Origin of the sequence: Pseudonocardia sp. EC080619-01, assembly GCF_001420995.1 — a bacterium.
Taxonomy (GTDB): Bacteria; Actinomycetota; Actinomycetes; order Mycobacteriales; family Pseudonocardiaceae; genus Pseudonocardia.
The window spans coordinates 4,049,276-4,069,463 of sequence record NZ_CP012184.1; the positions used below are offsets into that span (position 1 = coordinate 4,049,276).

Annotated in this window: 17 protein-coding genes; 8 read left to right on the top strand and 9 right to left on the bottom strand. The window is 74.5% G+C overall.

What is annotated here, in order from left to right:
* The first annotated feature begins 26 nt into the window (after positions 1-26).
* The gene (locus AD017_RS18950; RefSeq protein WP_010238547.1) at positions 27-224 is read left to right on the top strand and encodes a hypothetical protein; all 198 of its coding nucleotides are present in this window, start codon (positions 27-29) and stop codon (positions 222-224) included.
* 17 nt (positions 225-241) lie between these two features.
* Here the strand turns inward: AD017_RS18950 and AD017_RS18955 are convergent, their stop codons facing one another.
* A complete protein-coding gene (locus AD017_RS18955; protein WP_010238550.1) occupies positions 242-745 on the bottom strand; it encodes a MarR family winged helix-turn-helix transcriptional regulator in 504 nt (167 codons plus the stop codon).
* A 92-nt stretch (positions 746-837) separates the two neighbouring features.
* On the opposite strand from AD017_RS18955, the gene AD017_RS18960 reads away from it, so the two are divergent.
* Together AD017_RS18960 and AD017_RS18965 are read left to right on the top strand one after the other, a co-directional pair.
* On the top strand, positions 838-1,152 hold the full coding sequence (locus AD017_RS18960; protein ID WP_060574982.1) for a thiamine-binding protein: 315 nt from the start codon (positions 838-840) through the stop codon (positions 1,150-1,152).
* Positions 1,149-2,153, top strand: a complete 1,005-nt coding sequence (locus AD017_RS18965; RefSeq protein ID WP_060574983.1) for a triacylglycerol lipase — start codon at positions 1,149-1,151, stop codon at positions 2,151-2,153. Before AD017_RS18960 ends, AD017_RS18965 begins: the two co-directional genes overlap by 4 nt.
* A gap of 116 nt (positions 2,154-2,269) precedes the next feature.
* Here AD017_RS18965 and AD017_RS18970 read toward each other — a convergent pair whose 3' ends face one another.
* Positions 2,270-2,521 (bottom strand): hypothetical protein, encoded by a 252-nt coding sequence (locus tag AD017_RS18970; protein ID WP_060574984.1) that lies wholly within the window; start codon positions 2,519-2,521, stop codon positions 2,270-2,272.
* Between the two features lie 322 nt (positions 2,522-2,843).
* On the opposite strand from AD017_RS18970, the gene AD017_RS18975 reads away from it, so the two are divergent.
* The 3 genes from AD017_RS18975 to AD017_RS18985 are packed head-to-tail and all read left to right on the top strand — an operon-like array spanning position 2,844 to position 6,334.
* Complete coding sequence (locus AD017_RS18975) at positions 2,844-3,794, top strand: tetratricopeptide repeat protein (RefSeq protein WP_227012779.1); 951 nt, start codon at positions 2,844-2,846, stop codon at positions 3,792-3,794.
* 14 nt (positions 3,795-3,808) lie between these two features.
* Positions 3,809-5,044, top strand: coding sequence for a glycosyltransferase family 87 protein (locus AD017_RS18980; RefSeq protein ID WP_060574986.1), 1,236 nt, complete (start codon positions 3,809-3,811; stop codon positions 5,042-5,044).
* A gap of 42 nt (positions 5,045-5,086) precedes the next feature.
* On the top strand, positions 5,087-6,334 hold the full coding sequence (locus tag AD017_RS18985) for an aromatic acid/H+ symport family MFS transporter (RefSeq protein WP_060574987.1): 1,248 nt from the start codon (positions 5,087-5,089) through the stop codon (positions 6,332-6,334).
* Positions 6,335-6,473: 139 nt separating this feature from the next.
* On the opposite strand, the gene glgB is transcribed toward AD017_RS18985, so the two are convergent.
* The 6 genes from glgB to AD017_RS19015 all read right to left on the bottom strand — a co-directional run bounded on the left by glgB (position 6,474) and on the right by AD017_RS19015 (position 14,606).
* Positions 6,474-9,050, bottom strand: a complete 2,577-nt coding sequence (gene glgB, locus AD017_RS18990; protein ID WP_060574988.1) for a 1,4-alpha-glucan branching protein GlgB — start codon at positions 9,048-9,050, stop codon at positions 6,474-6,476.
* Positions 9,051-9,137: 87 nt separating this feature from the next.
* Positions 9,138-10,022, bottom strand: a complete 885-nt coding sequence (locus AD017_RS18995) for an alpha/beta fold hydrolase (RefSeq protein WP_060574989.1) — start codon at positions 10,020-10,022, stop codon at positions 9,138-9,140.
* Positions 10,012-11,214, bottom strand: coding sequence for a glycosyltransferase (locus tag AD017_RS19000; protein WP_060574990.1), 1,203 nt, complete (start codon positions 11,212-11,214; stop codon positions 10,012-10,014). The genes AD017_RS18995 and AD017_RS19000 overlap by 11 nt, the downstream gene beginning before the upstream one ends.
* 3 nt (positions 11,215-11,217) lie before the next feature.
* Positions 11,218-12,459 (bottom strand): glycosyltransferase, encoded by a 1,242-nt coding sequence (locus AD017_RS19005; RefSeq protein WP_010232008.1) that lies wholly within the window; start codon positions 12,457-12,459, stop codon positions 11,218-11,220.
* Positions 12,447-13,094 carry a VTT domain-containing protein gene (locus AD017_RS19010; protein WP_010232007.1) on the bottom strand — a complete coding sequence of 216 codons (648 nt, stop codon included), beginning with the start codon at positions 13,092-13,094 and terminating at the stop codon, positions 12,447-12,449. Before AD017_RS19010 ends, AD017_RS19005 begins: the two co-directional genes overlap by 13 nt.
* A gap of 153 nt (positions 13,095-13,247) precedes the next feature.
* Entirely contained in the window at positions 13,248-14,606 is a 1,359-nt protein-coding gene (locus AD017_RS19015) for an aminoglycoside phosphotransferase (protein ID WP_202968870.1), read from the bottom strand.
* A 369-nt stretch (positions 14,607-14,975) separates the two neighbouring features.
* Here AD017_RS19015 and treS point away from each other — a divergent pair, with 369 nt between their 5' ends.
* Both treS and AD017_RS19025 read left to right on the top strand, forming a co-directional pair.
* Positions 14,976-17,279, top strand: a complete 2,304-nt coding sequence (treS, locus tag AD017_RS19020; protein ID WP_145982536.1) for a maltose alpha-D-glucosyltransferase — start codon at positions 14,976-14,978, stop codon at positions 17,277-17,279.
* 34 nt (positions 17,280-17,313) lie between these two features.
* The gene (locus AD017_RS19025; RefSeq protein WP_060574991.1) at positions 17,314-18,120 is read left to right on the top strand and encodes an alpha/beta fold hydrolase; all 807 of its coding nucleotides are present in this window, start codon (positions 17,314-17,316) and stop codon (positions 18,118-18,120) included.
* 9 nt (positions 18,121-18,129) lie between these two features.
* Here the strand turns inward: AD017_RS19025 and AD017_RS19030 are convergent, their stop codons facing one another.
* Positions 18,130-20,121: a maltotransferase domain-containing protein gene (locus AD017_RS19030; RefSeq protein ID WP_060574992.1), complete on the bottom strand. Its 1,992-nt coding sequence runs from the start codon at positions 20,119-20,121 to the stop codon at positions 18,130-18,132.
* Between the last annotated feature and the right edge of the window lie 67 nt (positions 20,122-20,188).

A 20,188-nucleotide genomic window follows, 5' to 3' on the forward strand; every position in this document is an offset into this window, starting at 1 on the left:
CGTCACCAGTGTTCGGAGCGTGCTCGATGGATCTGATCGACTACCTCGGCTGCGTCGCCCTGTCCGGGGCCTGCGGTGCCGTGGCCGGCTGGACGACGGTGCGGCGGATGCTGCGCCCACGGACCCCGCCACGTGGCACGGTGATGCGGGACTGGCCGGGGCGCGGCCACTTCGTGCCGCCGGTCGGGCGGCCGCGGCGGCGCCGGCGCAGGCGGGACCGGTGAGCGGCCGGTCGCGGGTCCTAGTCGAAGTCGCCGGCCGAGCGGCGCACGGTGCGCAGCAGTGCGGTCAGCTGCTCCTTCTCGGCGTCGTCCAGGCCGGTGAGTCCGAAGTCGATCGAGGTGACCGCCCCGGTTGCCTTCGCGAGCCGGTCGCGGCCGTCCGGGGTGAGTTCGACGAGCGTGGCCCGCCGGTCGGTCGGGTGCGGCAGCCGCCGGACGAGCCCGTCGCCCTGCAACCGGTCGACGATGTTGGTGACGCTGGTCGGGTGCAGCTGCAGCCGCTCACCCATCACCCGCATCGGCAGGCTGCCGCGCCGGGCGAAGTCGAGGAGCACGAGCGCCTCGTAGCGGGCGAAGGTGAGACCGAGCGGTTTCAGGGCACCGTCCACCTGGGACAGGAGGATCTGCTGCACCCGCATCACGCTCGTGACCGTGGCCATCGTGCGCGACGGGCCGACCCGGTCCTCCCACAGGTCGGCGGCGCGCTGGATCGGGTCGAAGGGGAGCGACCCGTGTGCTGCCATGTCCCGACGCTAGCAAGTCGTACCGGCCGGTACGCGGCCCGCGCGGTCCCGCGCGCCCTGGCGGCACCCGATCGGCGTGGCAGTGTGGCTCCATGCTCTTCGCGTTCAGCATCGCGCCCTCCGGATCCGACTCGGGCGACGGCAGCGTCGGCGCCGCCGTCGCCGAGGCGGTCCGGGTGGTCCGTGACTCGGGTCTGCCCAACGAGACGACCTCGATGTTCACCACGATCGAGTCCGAGACCTGGGACGAGGGGATGGCGGTGGTCAAGCGCGCCGTCGAGGCGGTCGCCGCCGTGTCCCCGCGGGTCAGCCTGGTCCTCAAGGCCGACATCCGGCCCGGTCACGAGGGGCAGCTGCAGGCCAAGGTGGAGCGGGTCGAGGAACACCTGCGGAAGGGCGGGGCGTGACCGCGGGAGGTCCGGCCCGGGTGGTGCTGGTGCACGGCGCCTGGCACCGGGGTTCGTCGTGGGAACCGGTCGCCGGGGACCTGGAGCGCGCGGGGATCCCGGTGTCCGCACCGGACCTGCCGGACACCCGGGGCGCGGGGCACGCCGAGCAGGTCGCCGCGGTGCTCGCGGCCGCCGGGCCGGACGGGGCGGACTCCGCGGAGGCGGCGGAGGCGGGTTCCGGCTCCGGGGACGCCGTGGAGCCGGTCGTGCTCGTGGGGCACTCGCTGGGTGGCCTGGTCGCGCCGGTCGTCGCGGACCGGCTCGGGCTCGCGCGGGTCCGGGCGCTCGTTCTGGTCGGTGCGCTCGTCCCGGAGCCGGGGCGGGCGTACCGGGACCGGCTGCGTGCGGAGCGGGACCTGATGGTCGCCGGCTACGACGCGGGGGTGTGCCGCGGGGAGGGGCCGGTGACGTACTGGCCGGACGCGGAGACGGTCGCGGCCGGGCTCTACCGCGGTGTCGCCGACGAGCTGCACGAGCTCGCCGGTACGACGGAGCCGTCGGTGCCACCGGCAGGTGCGGTGCCACCGGGAGGTTCGGTGTCGCCGGGAGGTTCGGTGTCGCCGGGAGGTTCGGTGTCGCCGGGAGGTTCGGTGTCGCCGGGAGGTTCGGTGTCGCCGGGAGGTGGGGCGTCGCCGGGCGGGGCGGGCTCGGTGGAGACCGTGCCGGGTCCGGACGCCGTCGTCGCGGCGGCGGCCGCGGAGATGCGTCCGCAGGACTGGACGCTGCTCGCCGAGCCGTGTCCCCTCACCGCCTGGCCGCGGGTGCGGACCCTGTCGGTGGTCTGCACCGGGGACCGCGTCGTCGATCCGGTGGCGGGCCGGCGGGAGGCGGCCCGGATCGGTGCGGAGGTCGTCGAGCTGCCCGGTGGGCACTTCCCGATGCTCACCCGCACGGGCGAGCTGACGGCGCTGCTCGCCGGTCTGGCGACGGGCGCCACGGCGGCCGCAGCCGGCACCTGAGCCCGGCCGGACCTGAGCCCGGCCGGAACCGGAGCTCGGCCGGCACCGGTGCCCGGAACGACGACGGCCGGTGGCGGGAGTCCCCGCCACCGGCCGTCGTCGGATCCGGACCCTGGTCAGCCCGCGATGTAGCTCGTGAAGGTGTAGATGCCCACCAGGATGGACACGAAGCCGAGGGCCATGCCGAACTGGCCGAGCTTCGCGGTGGCCGGCTGGCGGAAGGCCAGGAAGCCGAGGATCAGGCCCGCGGCTCCCAGGATCCACGCGGCGATCGGCACCGGCAGCAGCCCGGCGATCACGCCGAGGGCGCCCAGCGCCAGCGACACGTAGGCGAGGGCCGGCTTGGCAGTGGTCTGGACGTTGCTCATCTTCGGATTCCTCCGTCGCTCACCGGCCGTGCGGGCCGGCGTCTCACTCGTCGTCTCGGGGTGTCGCACCGCGGGCGGCGACGCGGCCGCGCCGCACCCCAACGGTCACGCAGGGTAACCGTTGGTGCCCTGCACCGTGTTCAACGAGTGGCCGGGGCCGGTGATGCTCCGCCGGTCCGGTGATCGTCGACTCGCGCGGGCCCCGGCCCACCGGTGCCGCACCGCCTCCCGCGGGCGGGGCGCGTCACGTCCGGACCGTGCGCGTGCCAGGATGGACGGCGTGTCACGCCCAGATCCTCGTCAGGCGGCCCAGCAGGCGGCGATGTCCTCGGCCATGGCCGGAGCGGTCGACCTCTCCGGTCTGAAGGCGCGGGCCGATGCGGCCGGCCGGCAGCCCGGACCCGACGGTGCCCCGGGCGCCGCGCCCGCGGGCGGCGGTGCCGGCGGTCCCTACGTCGTCGAGGCGACCGAGCAGGGTTTCCAGGACGAGATCCTCGAGCCGTCGCTGCAGATCCCGGTCGTCGTCGAGCTGTGGGCGAGCCGTTACCCGCGCGAGGAGCAGCTCTCCTCCGAGCTCGAGCGGCTCGCGTCGACCGGTGGCGGCGCCTGGATGCTCGCCCGGGTCGACATCGACACCCAGCCGCGGATCGCCCAGGCCTTCCGCGTGCAGCAGGTCCCGATGCTGGTGGTGCTCGTCGGCGGGCAGCCGGTGGACGCCGTCAACGGTGCCGTGCCCGACGACCGCGCCGCCGAGTGGGTCAGCTCGCTGCTCGACGCGCTGCGCGACCGGATGCCGGCGATCGCCGAGGGCGAGGCCCGCGCCGCGTCCGCCGAGGGTGCCGAGGAGCCCGCGGAGGAGCCGGAGGACCCGCGCTTCACCGCCGCCGAGGACGCCGTCGAGCAGGGCGACTACGCGGCCGCGGAGGCCGCCTACCAGTCGATCCTGGACGCCGAGCCGGCGAACGAGCAGGCGAAGGCCGCGCTCGCGCAGGTGAAGTTCCTGGCCCGGGCGGAGCAGGCCGACCCGTCCGCGATCGAGCGCGCCGACGCGAACCCCGACGACGTCGACGCCCAGATCGCGGCGGCGGACGCCGAGATGGCCGCCGACAGCGTCGAGAGCGCCTTCACCCGGCTGGTGGGTGTCGTGTCCCGCACCGCGGGCGACGACCGGGACCGGGCCCGCGGCCACCTCGTCGGGCTGTTCGAGCTGTTCCCGTCCGACGACCAGCGGGTCGCCACGGCGCGCCGGGCACTCGCCCGCGCGCTCTTCTGAACCGGTAGGGCCGGGTGGCCCGGCTGAACCGGGCCGTCCGGGCGGGCGCACCCGTCGTCGTCGTGGCGGCGCTGGTGACGGCGGTCCTGCTGTTCGCGTTCGGGCAGCCGCCGCTGCTCCGCTGGATCGCGTCGCCCGACGTGCCCGGGATGCACGTCGACTTCGACACCTTCTGGCGTTCGGCGCACGCACTGGTGGAGCAGGGCCCGGGCAGCGCCGCGATCTACCGGACCGATGCGCGGCTGCACAATCTGAACCCGCCGCTGCTGTCGGTGCTGCTGGCTCCGCTCGGGCTGCTCGACCCCGTCACCGGGTACCGGATCCTGACCGCGCTGTCGGTGCTCCTCGTCGCCGGCTCCGTGCTGCTGGTGTGCCGGGAGCTGCGGCTCGGCCGCACCTGGACGCTCGCCGCCACCGCCGCGGTGCTCGCGTCGTCCCCGCTGCACGGGAGCCTGCTGCTCGGGCAGATCTACCCGTTGCTGCTGGCCGGGCTGGTCGCGGGCTGGCTCGCCGAGCGGCGCGGGCACCCGCTGCTGGCCGCCGTCTGCTTCGGCGTGACGGTCGCGGTGAAGCCGTCGCTCGCCCCGGTGCTGCTGCTCGCCGGGGTGCAACGCCGGTGGGCGCCGTTCGCCGCGGGGATCGGGGCCGCCGCGCTCGCGTCACTGACCGGGGTGGCCGTCGCGGGGTGGCCGACGGCGTTCCAGTGGCTCGCCACCGCGATCACCGAACCGGTCGGCCCGACGCCGGACAACGCGTCGCTGCCCGGCCAGGCGCTGCGCTGGGGACTGCCCCCGGTGATCGGGACGGTCGCCGGCGCGCTCCTGCTCGCCGGCACGCTCGTCCACCTCGCGCGTCGCACCCGCCTGGCGGGCGGCCCCGGCCCCGCCGGCACGGACCCGGCCGGGACCGCACCGTTCGCCGTCCTCGCCACCGGCCTGCTCATGGCGCCGATCTCGTGGCACAACTACCTGCTGCTGCTCGTCCCCGGCCTGCTCGTCCTGGTCGCGAGCGGGCGGCCGGGGGACACCCGTCGCCGGGTCGTCGCGGCCGTCCTCGCGGTCGCGGTCGTCCCGGTGAGCTGGGCCGACCTGTGGAGCGACGGCTCCTGGGCGACGCCGCTGGGGCGGGCGCTGTACACCGTCGTCCTGCTCGTGACCTGGTGGGCGCTGCTCCGGCCGGCCCGCGGAGAGCTCCCGACTCCACCAGCGAGTTTCCGCCCTGCGGAAGCCGGCACCCGCGCTCCGGCCTAGCCCGGCACACTCCCCGCCACCGTCGGGCGAGGAGGCACGCGGATGACGAACGCATCCCGGAGCGGGGACGCGACCGGAACGACCGGCCGGGCCGGCCGTGGCGGTTGGGTCGCGCCACTGTGCTGGTCCGCGGTGGCCCTGGAGGGTTTCGACCTCGTCGTGCTCGGCGTGGTGCTTCCCTCCCTGCTCGACGAACCGAGCTGGGGGCTGACCCCGGCGACCGCGTCCCTGGTGTCGACGGCCGGCCTGCTCGGCGTCATGGTGGGCGCGCTCTCCGCGGGCCCGCTGGCCGACCTGCTCGGGCGGCGGCGGGCGATGCTCGCGACCGTCGTCTCGTTCTCGGTGCTCACCCTGCTCTGTGCGGTGGCGACCGGGCCGTGGACCTTCGGTGCGCTGCGGTTCCTCGCCGGGCTCGGGCTCGGCGGTGTCCTCCCCGTCGCGCTGGCGATGGTCAACGAGCACAGCCGCTCGGGCCGCGGCGGCAGCGCCACCACGGTCCTGATGACCGGCTACCACGTCGGCGCCGTCGCGACGTCGTTGCTCGGCATCCTCGTCATCCCGTTCTGGGGCTGGCGGCCGATGTTCGTGCTCGGTGCACTGCCGGCACTCGTGCTGGTCCCGCTGCTGGCCCGCTTCCTGCCCGACTCCCGACCCGTCCCGCAGGCGGCGACGCCGGCCGCGGCGCCCCGGGCCCGCAACCCGATCGCCCAGCTCGTCCGCGACGGCTACCTGCGCTCGTCGGTCGCGTTCTGGGTGGCGTCCTTCATGGGGCTGCTGCTGGTCTACGGCCTCAACACCTGGCTGCCGCAGATCATGCGCGTCGCCGGCTACGGCCTCGACGCCGCGCTCGCCCAGCTGCTCGTGCTCAACGTCGGCGCGATCGCCGGGCTCCTGGTCGCCGGGCGGGTGGCCGACCGGATCGGCGTCCGTCCGGCCACTCCGGCCTGGTTCGCCGCGGCCGCGCTGTTCCTCGCCCTGCTGGCGATCCCGCTGCCGGGGATCGGGATCTACGTCAGCGTGCTGCTCGCCGGGGTGTTCGTGTTCAGCGCGCAGGTCCTCGTCTACGCCTACGTCAGCCAGCACTACCCGGACCACGCCCGCGCCTCCGCACTCGGTGCGGCCAGCGGGATCGGCCGCCTCGGCGCGATCAGCGGCCCGCTGCTCGGCGGGGCGCTGCTCACCGCGGGGATCGCCTACCCGTGGGGCTTCTTCGCCTTCGCCGCCGTCGCGGCGCTGGGCGGTGTCGCCGTGCTGGCCGTGGGCCGGTCCCGCCCGGCGGACGCGCACTGACCCCGCGAACCCGAACCCGCCCGCCCACCGCGGGCGGCGCCGCGACCGGAAGGGGAGGCATGGCCCGCATCTGGACGGGCGAACCGGTGTCCGGCCGGGGGTCCGGCGGCGATCCCGCGGCTCAGTCCGATCCCGCGGCTCAGTCCGTGGAGGTGCGGCCGGTCTCCGAGGTCCCGGCACCGGACGTGCCGGTGACGAACGAGCCGTTGCGCACCGCACGCCGGCCGACGGTGCCCGGCGCGGGCGAGACGCTCGACGAGACCTGGTCCTCCGGCACGTCCGGGGACTCCGGCACCGCCGGCTCCGGGGACTGCTCCGACACCACCGGGCCGGTCGACGCGCGGTAGCCGTCGTCCGGCGTCGCGGGCGCCTCGAGGTCGGTCTCCTCCGGCTCCTCGGGGAGCTTCGTGGACGGCAGCGCCGGCGGTACGGACGCCGTCGTCGCCGTCGCGGTGGAGGTCACCGGGCCGCCGATCTCCTCCGGCACCAGCCACAGCACACCCGACGGGGGCAGCCGCAGGACCGCCGACGCCGGCTGGCCGTGCCACATGACCTGCTCGGCCCGCACCCGCCCGAGGTTCCCCACACCCGAGCCGCCGTAGCCGGCGGCGTCGGTGTTGACCACCTCCGTCCAGTTTCCTGCGAACGGCAGGCCGACGCGGTAGTCGTCCCGCGGGGCACCCGCGAAGTTCGCGACGCAGGCCAGCACGGTCGCGCGCCCGTCGGTGTCGACGCCGTGGCGCAGGAACGAGAACACGTTGCCCTGGGCGTCGTTGGCGTCGATCCAGGCGAACCCGTCCGGTGTGGTGTCGCGCGACCACAGCGCCGACCGGTCGCGGTAGGTCCGGTTGAGGTCCCCGACCAGGGTGGTGATGCCGCCGTGCAGCAGGTCGCCCTCCTGCAGGTGCCAGTCCAGCGACCGCTGCTCGGACCACTCACGGGGCTGGCCGAACTCGCCGCCCATGAACAGCAGCTGCTTGCCCGGGTGCGCCCACATGTAGGCGAGCAGCGCGCGGACACCGGCCGCCTTGTTCCAGTCGTCGCCGGGCATCCGGGTCCACAGCGAACCCTTGCCGTGCACGACCTCGTCGTGGCTGATCGGGAGCATGTAGTTCTCGCTGAACGCGTACATCAGCGAGAACGTCATCTGGTTGTGGTGGTAGCTGCGGTGCACGGGGTCGCGCCCGGTGTAGTCGAGCGTGTCGTGCATCCAGCCCATGTTCCACTTGAAGCCGAAGCCGAGCCCGCCCATGTAGGTGGCCCGGGTGACGCCCGGCCAGGCGGTCGACTCCTCCGCGATGGTGATGACGCCCGGGTGCTCCCGGTAGACGGTCGCGTTCATCTCCTGCAGGAACGCCACCGCGTCGAGGTTCTCGCGGCCGCCGTGGATGTTCGGCAGCCACTGTCCGTCGGCGCGGGAGTAGTCGAGGTAGAGCATCGAGGCGACCGCGTCGACCCGCAGCCCGTCGATGTGGAAGGACTCCAGCCAGTACAGCGCGTTCGCGACGAGGAAGTTGCGGACCTCGTTGCGGCCGAAGTCGAACACGAGGGTGCCCCAGTCGGGCTGCTCGCCGCGGCGCGGGTCGGCGTGCTCGTAGCAGGCGGTGCCGTCGAACCGGGCCAGCGCCCACTCGTCGCGCGGGAAGTGCGCGGGCACCCAGTCGACGAGCACGCCGTAGCCCGCGCGGTGCAGCCGGTCGACGAACCAGCGGAAGTCGTCCGGGGTGCCGAACCGCGAGGTCGGCGCGTAGTACGAGGTGACCTGGTAGCCCCAGGATCCGCCGAACGGGTGCTCGGCCACCGGCAGCAGCTCGACGTGGGTGAACCCGGTGCCGTCCAGGTAGGCGACGAGGCGCTCGGCGATCTCCCGGTAGTCCAGGCCGGGCACCCAGGAGCCGAGGTGCATCTCGTAGACGCTCATCGGTTCCTCGTGCGGCCTGCGCTGCGCACGGGCCGCCATCCACTCGCCGTCGCCCCACTCGTGGACGTCGCGGGTGACGACCGATGCCGTCTGCGGCGGGATCTCGGTCGCGAACGCCATCGGGTCGGCCTTGTCGCGCCAGCGGCCGTCCGGGCCGAGGATGCGGAACTTGTACCGGCTGCCGACGCCGACCCCGGGAAGGAACACCTCCCAGACGCCGGAGGTGCCCAGCGAGCGCATCGGCAGCGACCAGCCGGCCCAGCCGTCGAAGTCGCCGGTCACACGGACGCCGCGGGCGTTGGGCGCCCAGACGGCGAAGCTGGTGCCGGAGACGGCCCCGGAGGCCGTGTCGTAGTCCCGGACGTGGGCACCGAGGACGTCCCACAGGCGCTCGTGCCGTCCCTCGCCGATGAGGTGCAGGTCCATCTCGCCCAGCGTCGGCAGCCAGCGGTACGGGTCGTCGACGACCCGCTCCTCGGCGGCGTCGCCGCTACCCTGGGTCACCAGCAGCCGGTAGTCGCCGCCCGAGCCCGGGACGATGCCGGAGAACAGTCCGGCGTCGTGCACCTTCGTCAGCTCGTGGGCGAGCTCGCGCTCGCCGTTGGGCAGCACCGCCACCGCCGTGGCGTGCGGCTGCAGGACGCGGACGACGGTGCCGTCGGCGTGCGGGTGCGCGCCGAGCACCGAGTGGGGGTCGTGGTGCGCTCCGCCCAGGAGCCGGTCCGTCGTCGCCCGGTCCGGCGCGTGAGCAGCGGTCTCGGCGTCGCGGGTCGCTCGCAGCTCGTCGGAGGTCACGTGCGGAACCGTACTGGTGGTGCGTGCCGCCCGCCGACCGCGGGCGGGGACCGTTGCCGGATCGCAGTGCGGCGCCGCCGTGACGGGCTACGCGAGCGTCCCGAGCACCCCGGGGAGCCACCCGGCGACGGCATCGGCGGCCGCCTCGGTCGCCTCGAAGTGGACGAGGTGCCCGACCCCGGGGAGCACGTGCAGCGTGCTGTCCGGGATCCGCGCGGCCAGTGCCTCCTGGCTCGCCACCGGGCCCATGTCGTCGCGCTCGCCGGCGACGAGCAGCGTCGGCGCGTGGTAGCCGTCCGTGAAGTCACGCACGGTCGCGCCGGTGGAGGCCGCGAACGCCTCCAGCACCGGGTCGCGGCCGGCGAACAGGTCGGCCTGGCGGACGTGCTCGGCCCGCATCCACCGCCGGAGGTCCCGGTCGGTGCTGGTCGCCATCAGCTCGCTCGTGAGCACAGCGACCAGGCGATGGGCGAGCAGCGCGCGGGCGGGCCGGGCCGGCAGCCGCCGGACGAGCCCGTAGTAGGCCCGGGTGACGGCGACGGCGCCCCGCCGGGACGCCTCCAGCGGGTCGGTGGCGATCGGGTTGACCAGCACGACGGCCCGGTGCGGGACGCCGCGGGCGACGGCGGCGCTCACGACGACCGAGCCGAACGAGTGGCCCAGCAGCACCGGCGGCGCACCCAGCAGGGCGGACAGCTCCACCAGCCACCCGGCGTACCCGTCGATGTCGTGGCGCGCGGTGAGCGGGGTGGAGGCCCCGGTCGCGGGCAGGTCGGGGACGAGGACCCGGTAGCCGCGGTCGGCGAGCTCGCGGGCGACGGGCTCCAGGCCGATGTGGGTCCCGCGGAACCCGTGGACGGCGAGGACGACCGATGCGGCCGGGTCGCCGTAGCCGTACACCGTGGTGCTGCTGCCCGCGACGTCGACGACGGTCGTGTCCGGGGTGGCCGGTGCCCGCTGGTCAGGCCGCACGGTGCACCCCGCTGCCGTCGTCGCTGCGCGGTCCGCCGTGTCCGGCCGCCACCTCCCGGTAGACGGCGACGAGCCGCTCGGTGAGCCGGCTCTGCACGAACTCCCCGGGCGGGTCCCCCACGGGGCGGGGTGCGGCGACGGCGGTGCCGATCGCGGTCGCCAGGGCGCCGACGCTCTCGTCGGCGACCACCCGGCACCACGCGTCGGGGACGTCCCGGGCGATCGCGGGGTCGCGCAGCAGCACGGGCGTGCCGAGCGCGACGGCCTCGTAGACGGTGAGGCCCTGGGTCTCGTAGCCGAGCGAGCTCTGCGCGACGAGATCGGCCTGCCGCATCGCGGCCAGCACGGCGTCGTGCGAGACGGAGCCGGCGAACCGGACCCGGCCGCCGATCCCGAGCCGGTGGGCGAGCGCGCGGCAGTGCCCGAGGTCGCTGCCGCCGCCGTAGACGGCCAGGTCGGCGTCGGTGCCGCTGCGGGCGAACGCCTCGAGGAACTCGCCGAGCCGCTTCTCCCGGCTGACCCGGCCCGGCCACACCACGAGGGGCCGCCCGCGCGCCGCCAGCGGCTCGGCGAGCAGGGCGCTCACCCGGTCGTCGTCGACGCCGGTGGGGACGACGTGCGGGCGCCGGGTGACGCCGTAGCCGGCGAGCCGGTCGGCGAAGTGGCTGCTCGGGACGACGACTGCGTCGGCGGCCTCGGCGAACGTGCGGACGTAGCCGGCGACGTCGCGGACGGGCCCGCACCGCAGGTGGTGCCGGTGCGCGGCGTACATGATACGCAGTACGGCGCGCGGGAACGGCATCACCGCCGGCAGCCCGACCTCGACGTTGGTGTGCATGGTGTGCACGACGGGCAGCCGGTGCCGCCGCGCGAACCGGTAGCCCGTCCATGCGCCCCAGAAGTCGGCCTGGACGTGCACGACGTCGACCGGCGGCCGCGCGCCGAACCCGCGGTCGGCCGCCCGGTCGGCGGCCGCACCGGCGACCGCGAACGAGTACTCGCCGGCCGGTGCGGCCGGGAGCAGGACGTCGTCGTCGCGGCCGTAGCGCGCCGACGGCACCCGCCGCGCGACGGGCGCGCACACCGTCACGGTGTGCCCGGCCCGCTCGAGGTACTCCCGCTGCAGCCCCAGGGAGACCTGGAGGCCGCCGAGGGTCGCCGGGTGCTGGTCGGAGAAGAAGGCGATGTGCACGCGTCAGCCGTCCCGCCCGGACCGCGTCAGCCCGCGGCGGTCGGCGGTGCGACGGGTGTCGGGCAGCCGGGTGGCCCGCTGGGCGCGGTAGATCGCCTCGAACGCGTCCAGGGTGGCGGGCAGGGTGTGCTCGGCGACGATCCGCAGACCCGCCTCGCCCATCGCGGCCGCGGCGCCGGGGTCGGACAGCACCCGGACCACGCGGTCGGCCAGCGCACCGGCGTCGCCGTGCGGGTAGCGGAAGCCGTTCTCGCCGTGCCGGACGAGGTGCGGCAGGGCCCCGGCGTCGACCGCGACGACCGGCCGCGCCGTGGCCATCGCCTCCAGGGTGACGAGGCTCTGCAGCTCCGCGGTGCCGGCGTTGACGAAGACGTCGATCGCCGCGTAGACGTCGGAGAGCTCCTCGTCGGAGAGCCGTCCGGTGAAGGTCACGGCCTGCTCGAGGCCCTCCGCGCGGACCGTGGCCCGGAGCCTGGCCTGCTCGTCGCCCTCGCCGACGATCAGCAGCCGGGCATCGGGGACGCTGCGTCGCACGATCGTCAGCGAGCGGATGATCTCGTCGACGTGCTTCTCGTGGTCGAGCCGCCCGACGACGCCGAGCAGCGGCCCGGCGGGGATGCCGTGCCGCTCCCGGAACGCCGTACCGCGCCCGGAGGTGTCGGGCTGGAACCGCGAGGTGTCGAGCCCGTTGGAGACCGGCAGCACCGGCCCGGCGACGCCGTGGGTCTCGGCGAGCATCGCGGCGTGCGGTGTGGGGGCCGTGACGACGCCCGCGCGGCCCAGCACCCGCGCCGCGTCCCACCAGAACAGCCGGCGCAGCCGCGCCGGGGGCAGGTGCAGGAAGCTGATCGCAGGCAGGATGTTGTCCGGGATCATGTGGGTCGTCGCGACCGCGGGGATGCCGAGGTCCTGTGCGGCGCCGAGCAGCATCCGGCCGAGGATCATGTGGCTCTGCACGTGGACGACGTCGGGCCGGACCCGGCGCAGCAGGGCGCGCGCCGACCGGCGCAGTCCCGGCGGCGGGCAGATGCGGAACCCGGACGGCCGCGGCACCGGCATCGAGCGGACCCGGTGCTCGGTGATCGGACCGACCTGTTCGGCCGGACGGCTGCGGAACCCCCGTGCCGGTGCCGCGACGTGGACCTCGTGCCCGCGCTCGGCCAGCCCGGCCGCCAGCCGACGGGCTGCGTAGCAGGCACCGTTGACGTTCGGTGTCCAGGTGTCGGCGCCTATCAGGACGCGCACACGTTCTCCTTCCGCGAGGCCGCGACGCGCATCCACAGCGCACGCCCGGCCATGAGGACGAGGCCTGTTCCGGCCCCGACCGCCACGATGATCCACGGCCGGTCGGCGAGCTCGGACGCGAACCGGCCCCCCACCCACCCGCCGATTCCGACCAGGACCGCCGTCCGGACGGCGGCGGCCGGGACGGCCCAGGCCAGGAACCGGTGGTACGAGACCCCGGCCAGACCGATGGCCAGGAACGCGGGGATGGCCCCCACGTCGACGACCTTCGCCCCGATCACCACCTGGCCCAGGTTCTCATCCACCCTGTCGCGCAGTGCCTCCCGGCGCCGGGTGGTGAGGCCGAGGCGCACCAGCAGCGGCGCCAGCCGGGGCCGTGCACCACCACGTCCGAGCAGGTAGAAGACGGTGTCCGACACGACGTCGGCGAGGACCGCGACCAGCCAGACCGCCCACCAGTCGAGCAGCCCCGCCCCGGCCAGCGAACCGGCGACCACCGTGACGACCGGTCCCTCGAGGACGACCCCGACCGCGAGCGCGGCCAGGACGATCCCGATGGTGCCGGGACCCGGCTGCAGCACCAGCCCGAGCACGTCGTCCAGTACCGGGGACGTGACGTCGACAGCCGACGCCATCACAGCGTCCGAAGTCGTCGTGTCATGGTCGATCCTCCTGCTCGGGAGGATTCCACGATCCCGCGGTGCGGCGCCCGGTGGGTCGGGCGTTGCCCGGGCGACGGGATCGGGAAGGTCCGGTGGCTACCGGGTTACGCGATGCCGGGTCGCATGCTACAGCGACGTGCTCCGGGCGACAGCGGTCAGCGGGATCGGCAGCCAGGTCGGACGGCTGCGGGTCTCGTAGAGCACCTGGTAGACGGCCTTGTCCAGCTCGTAGGCGCGCAGCAGCGCGTCCTGCTCGCGCGGATCGGTGCCGGTCCGCGCGGCGTACCCGGCGCAGAACGCGTCCCGGTTCCGGGCCGACCAGCCGTGTGCCGCTCGTGCCTCGGGAGTGTCCGAACCGAGACCTCCGCCGGGCGTGTCGGAGCGGGTCAGGAGGTGGTGGAAGGCCGCGTACTCGAAGGAGAACAGCATCCCGACGACGTCCCGGACGGCCGCGTCCGGAGCGCGCCGCTCCTGCGCGGTGGCCGAGGGCTCGCCCTCGAAGTCGATGACGAGCCAGCTGCCGCCGGGGCGGCGGAGGGTCTGACCGAGGTGGAGGTCGCCGTGCACCCGCTGCACGACGACCGGCGAGCCGAGCGCCGCGACCTCGTCGTAGACGGCGCGGATCGCGGGCACGTACGGGGCGAGGACGGGGACCTGGCCGGCCACGGCGTCCAGACGGGACGTCCAGTGTGCGGCCATCGCGGCCGGATCGGCCTCCGAGGTCCCCAGCTCGGCGCGCAGTGCGAGATGGATGTCGGCGAGCGCCTCGCCGAGCGCGCGGGCCTCGCCGGTGAAGTCGGTCCCGTCGCGGACGGCGTCGGTGGCCCGCTCCCAGCCGTCCTCGGAGCCGGCCGCGAACTCCTGCAGCAGGCCGTAGGTGGCGGGCTCGCCGTCGAGCGCGCCCTCGATCCCGCCCTGCAGCGCCGCGACGGACCCCGATCCGGCGGCCCGCAGCGCGCGGTGCAGCTCCAGGTCCGGATTGAGCCCGGGGGACAGCCGCCGGTAGACCTTGAGGATGGAGCGGTCGCCCCAGCGGACGGACGTGTTGGACTGCTCCGCGTCGACGACCCGGCCGGTCTCGGTCAGCGGCAGCACCGCGTCGGGCTCGGGGACGAAGGCCAGCCCGCCGGTCGAGGTGCCCCCGGCGATCGCGCGCAGGATCCAGCCGGTCACGGCCGGGTCGTACAGGCCGTCGTAGAGGACCTCGCCGCCGACGGTGCCGATCTCGTCGGCGCCGACCGGCGCCGCCCCGGCGCGTGCCAGGTGCAGCTGGTAGTGCCGGTCCGGGCCGTCGGCGAAGGACACCGCGAGGACGACGACCTCCAGGCCGTGCAGGCCCTCCGGTGCGGGCAGCGCGGTCCGGGAGGCGACCCGCACCCCCTCCAGCGGACGGCCCTTCTCGGCGAACCACCGGCGCCCGGGCAGCCAGTCCCGCAGCAGCCGGGGAAGCGCCTCGACGTGCTCGGATGCTCCGGTCGGACCCACGTTCGTCCCCCTCCACGCCGGTGTCGCTCGCCCGGCCGTCTTCCCGCTGCACCGGCGGTGCACACCTGCACCGGCCGGCCCCGGGGACCCTATCCGGGCCGGGCGGTCCGGGCCGGGTGCGGACCCGGCCCGCTGGTACGGTCCGTGTCGGAACGACCACCCGTTGGTCACGGGTGGTCACCGATTCGCGACGCTTCCTTCCGCCCGGCACACCCGTGCCCGGAAACCCATACTGAACGCGGTGCCCGGTGCCTCCGCGACGGTGCCGCACGCCCGCGAGCGCCGTCCGGTCGCGGGTACCCGGGCCCCCGGGCGGACCCGGCCCGGCCCGATCCAACCGACCACGAACCGACCCGGAGGACCGGCGGCGTGACCGAGCGAGAGCCGATGGCCGAGACCCAGGCCGACGCGTCCACGACGGAGCCCGGCGGCCCCGCGCCGTCCGGAGCGGACACCCACGACGGCGAGCACACGCCGCCGGAGGTCAACTTCGCCGAGTACTACCACGAGGCGCGGCCACGGACCCTGCGTCACCGCGCCCGGGTCCGCTCGACCGTGCGCCGCCGGTCGGTCTCCCAGGACGGCCCGGCCTCCGGCGAGAACCCGGTCTACGTCTCCTGGCTGCTCGCCCAGTCGATGCTCGGCCACGCCGACGAGCTCGCCCGCCAGTTCTCCGGGCAGGGCTCGATGTGGCAGAACCCGTTCGCCAGCCCCGGCCCGCGTGGTGCGGTGGAGACGGCGTCGGTGTGGTTCACCGCCTACCCGATCTCGCTGATCACGCCGGAGGGCGTGTCGTTCCTCGGCGCGCTCGGTGACACCGAGCTGTGGCAGGCGTTCGAGACGATCGGCATCGAGGGCGTCCACACCGGACCGGTGAAGCGCGCCGGCGGGCTGTCCGGCTGGCAGCCGACCCCGAGCGTCGACGGGCACTTCGACCGGATCTCCAACGAGATCGACCCGGTCTTCGGCACCGAGGACGAGTTCCGGGCCATGTGCGCCACCGCGACCTGGCACGGCGGCACGATCATCGACGACGTCGTGCCCGGACACACCGGCAAGGGCCCGGACTTCCGGCTCGCCGAGATCGCCTACGGCGACTACCCCGGCGTCTACCACATGGTCGAGATCGAGCCGGGTGACTGGGGGATGCTGCCCGAGGTCCCGCCCGGCCGCGACTCGGTGAACCTCGACGCCGCCACCGAGGAGGCGCTGGAGAAGGCCGGCTACATCGTCGGCCGGCTGCAGCGGGTGATCTTCTACCGGGAGGGTGTGAAGGAGACCAACTGGTCGGCGACGGCCGAGGTCACCGGGGTCGACGGCGTCGTCCGGCGGTGGGTCTACCTGCACTACTTCAAGGACGGCCAGCCGTCGGTGAACTGGCTGGACCCGACCTTCGCCGGGATGCGGATGGTCATCGGCGACGCCCTGCACTCGCTGGCCGACCTCGGCTCCGGCGCGTTGCGGCTCGACGCCAACGGGTTCCTCGGCGTCGAGAAGGCGGGCGGCGGGATGCCGGGCTGGTCCGAGGGGCACCCGCTGTCGGAGGCGGCGAACCACCTCATCGCGTCGATGGTCCGCAAGGTCGGCGGGTTCACCTTCCAGGAGCTGAACCTCACCGTCGACGACATCAAGGTCACCTCCGAGGCCGGAGCGGACCTGTCCTACGACTTCATCAACCGGCCCGCCTACCACCACGCACTGGCCACGTCGGACACCGAGTTCCTCCGGCTCACCCTGCGCACCGCGCTGGACCTGGGCGTGGACCCGGCGTCGCTGGTGCACGCGCTGCAGAACCACGACGAGCTGACCTACGAGCTCGTGCACTGGACCGCCGGGCACACCGACGACCTGTTCCCGTTCCGCGGCGAGGAGATCACCGGGGGCGAGCTGGCGGACACGATCCGCCGGGACCTGTGCGAGCACCTCACCGGCGCCGGCGCGCCCTACAACCTGATCTTCACGACGAACGGCATCGCCTGCACCAGCGCGACCGTCATCGCCGCCGCGCTCGGCATCTCGGCGCTCGACGACATCGGCCCGGACGACGTCGAGCGCATCCGCCGCGTGCACCTGCTGCTGGTCATGTTCAACGCGTTCCAGCCCGGGGTGTTCGCGCTGTCGGGCTGGGACCTGCTCGGCATGCTGACACTGCCGCCCGAGCAGGTGGCCGACCTGCTGGCGTCCGGTGACACCCGGTGGATCTCGCGGCCGGCGCACGACCTGATGGGGGACCGGCCGGACGCCGACCGGTCGTCGTCGGGGATGCCGCGGGGCCGCAGCCTCTACGGCAGCCTGCCCGAGCAGCTCGCCGACGAGACCAGCTTCGCCCGGCAGATGCAGGCGATCCTGGCGGTCCGCAAGCACAGCGGGGTCGCGACGGCGCGGCAGGTCGACGTCCCCGACGTCTCGCACCGCGGGCTGCTCGTGATGGTGCACGAGCTCGACGACGGCCGGACCCAGGTGACGGTGCTGAACTTCGCCGACGAGCACGTCGACGCGGCCGTGCGGTCCGAGCACCTCGCACCGGGTTCGACGGTGGTGGACCTGTTCTCCGGGGAGACCGTCGGCACGGTCGACGACCTGCAGGTCTTCCGGATCGACCTCACGCCGTACCGGGCGACGGCGGTCGTGCTGGAGCCACCGGCCGGCGAGGACGACGCCGCGACCGCGTGACCGGCCCGCCGGGGCGGTCGGCCACGATGGACCGGTGACGATCGCGACGCTCAACGGCATCCGGCTGTCCTACACCGACCACGGCGGTGACGGCCCGCCCGTCGTGCTCGTGATGGGCACCGGCAGCCCGGGCCGGGTCTGGGACGTGCACCAGGTGCCCGCACTCCGGAACGCGGGCCTGCGGCCGGTGACCCTGGACAACCGGGGGATCCCGCCCACCGACGAGTGCGCGGCCGGGTTCACCGTCGACGACATGGCCGCCGACGTGGCCGCACTGGTCGAGCACCTCGGGGCGGGACCGGCCGCGGTCGTCGGGACCTCGCTGGGGTCCCGCGTCGTCCTGGAGCTGGCGCTGGCGCGCCCGGACCTGGTGAGCCGGGTCGCGGCCCTCGCCGCGCACGCCCGCCTGACGCCGGTGCAGCAGGCATGGACCGCCGGGACGGTCGCGGCCGCCGACGCCGGTGTCACGCTGCCCGCCGAGCTGTGGGCGGCGGTGCAGGCGACGCACAACCTGTCCCCGGCGACCCTCGACGACGAGCGCGCCGCCCGGGACTGGCTGGACATCATCGGTTTCGGCGGGTCCACCGTGTCACCGGGCCACCGCGCCCAGCTGCAGGTCTCGCTCGACCTCGGCGACCGCACCGCCGCCTACCGCGGGGTCGCGGTCCCGGCGCTGGTGCTCGCGTTCGCGGACGACCGGGCGATCCCGCCGCGGCTGAGCCGGGAGGTCGCCGCCGCCGTCCCCGGGGCCCGCTACGCCGAGATCCCCGACGCCGGCCACTACGGCTACCTCGAGCAGCCGGCGGCGACGAACCGGGCGTTGCTGGACTTCCTGGCCTGAGCCCGGGGCTCAGACCAGCGGCACCTGCGACGGCAGCCGCAGCACGTGCGCGACGTGCTCACCCGGGACCAGCCGGACGAAGTTGTACTCGCCCCAGCGGTAGGTCTCGCCGGAGATCTCGTCGTGCACGTCGACCACGTCGGCGTAGTCCAGGCCCAGCGCCGGCATGTCCAGCTTGATCGTGCCCTGCTGCGGGGAGAACGAGTCGAGCGTGCAGACGACCAGGACCTGGTCGCCGGTGGCCGGGTCGAGCCGCGAGTAGGCGATGAGCTGCTCGTTGTCGATCTCGTGGAAGTGCACCTCGCGCAGCTGCTGCAACGACGGGTGCGCGCGCCGGATCTCGTTGAGCCGGGTCAGGTAGGGCTCCAGCGAACGGCCCTGGTTGAGCGCGGACTCGAAGTCGCGCGGGCGCAGCTCGTACTTCTCCGAGTCGAGGTACTCCTCGCTGCCCGGCTTCACCGGGGTGCCCTCGTACAGCTCGAATCCGGAGTAGACACCCCAGGTCGGCGACATCGTCGCGGCGAGCGTCGCCCGGATGGCGAACATCGCGGGCCCGCCGGTCTGGAGCGACTCGTGCAGGATGTCCGGGGTGTTGGTGAAGACGTTGGGACGGCACTCGTCGGCGTGCTCGGCGTGCATCGTCGCGAAGTCGGCCAGCTCCTCCTTCTCCGTGCGCCAGGTGAAGTAGGAGTAGGACTGGGTGAAGCCCAGCCGGGCGAGGCCGAACAGCCGGGCCGGGCGGGTGAAGGCCTCGGCCAGGAACAGCACGTCCGGGTGCTGCCGCTTGACCTCCCAGATCAGCCAGTGCCAGAAGTTCGGCGGCTTGGTGTGCGGGTTGTCGACCCGGAAGATCGTCACCCCGTGCTCGACCCACGTCAGCACCACGCGCAGGCACTCGGCGTAGATGCCGTCCGGGTCGCGGTCGAAGTTCAGCGGGTAGATGTCCTGGTAGCGCTTCGGCGGGTTCTCCGCGTAGGCGATCGTCCCGTCGGGACGCACGGTGAACCACTCCGGGTGCTCGGTGACCCACGGGTGGTCCGGCGCGCACTGCAACGCCAGGTCCAGTGCGACCTCCAGCCCGAGCTCCCCGGCACGGTCGACGAACGCGTCGAAGTCGTCGAAGTCGCCGAGCTCGGGATCGATGGCGTCGTGCCCGCCCGCGGCGGAGCCGATCGCCCACGGCGAGCCGACGTCACCCGGCTCGGCGTGCACGGAGTTGTTGCGCCCCTTGCGGTGCACCGTGCCGACCGGGTGGATCGGCGGCAGGTAGGCGACGTCGAAGCCCATCCGCGCGACCCGGTCCAGCTCCTTGGACGACGTCGCGAACGTGCCGTGCACCGGCCGCCCGGTCTCGTCGCGGCCCCCGGTGGAGCGGGGGAAGAACTCGTACCAGGAGCCGTAGAGCGCACGACGCCGGTCGACGTGGATCTCACGCTCCGGTCCGCGGGTGATCAGTTCCCGCACCGGGCGCTCGGCCATGATCTTCGCGACGGCGTCGAACAGCGCGGGCGCGACCCGGGTCCGCAGCGGCAGCGCGGTGTCCCGGAGCGTGTTCGCCGCACCGAGGAGCAGGTCGCGGCTGTCCTTCTCGGACGGACGGCGGCCCACCCGGGACAGCAGCCGGGCGCCGATCTCGAGGTCGTTGGCGAGCTCGTCGGCGGACTGCCCGGCCTCGATCTTCTTCTCGACGCCCGAGCGCCACGTCGACCACGGGTCGCTCCACGCGTCGACCCGGAACGTCCAGCGGCCCTCCGCGTCGGGGGAGACCCACGCGACGAATCGGTCGGTGCCGACACCCTCGGGGCGCATCCGCACGTAGCGGGACTCGCCGGGGGTCCCGTCCGCCCCGAGCGGGGTGAAGACGACGTTGGCGGCGACCGCGTCGTGACCCTCGCGCCAGACGTTCGCGCGGATCGGCACGACCTCGCCGACGACGGCCTTGGACGGGTCGCCGGTCTCCACGAACGGAGTCACGTCATCGATTCCGAGCCGCCCCGTCATCGGACGTCACCCCCGGGTTCCTCGTCGATCGGATTGTGCACACCGGGACCTGTGTGGCGCGCGGGAC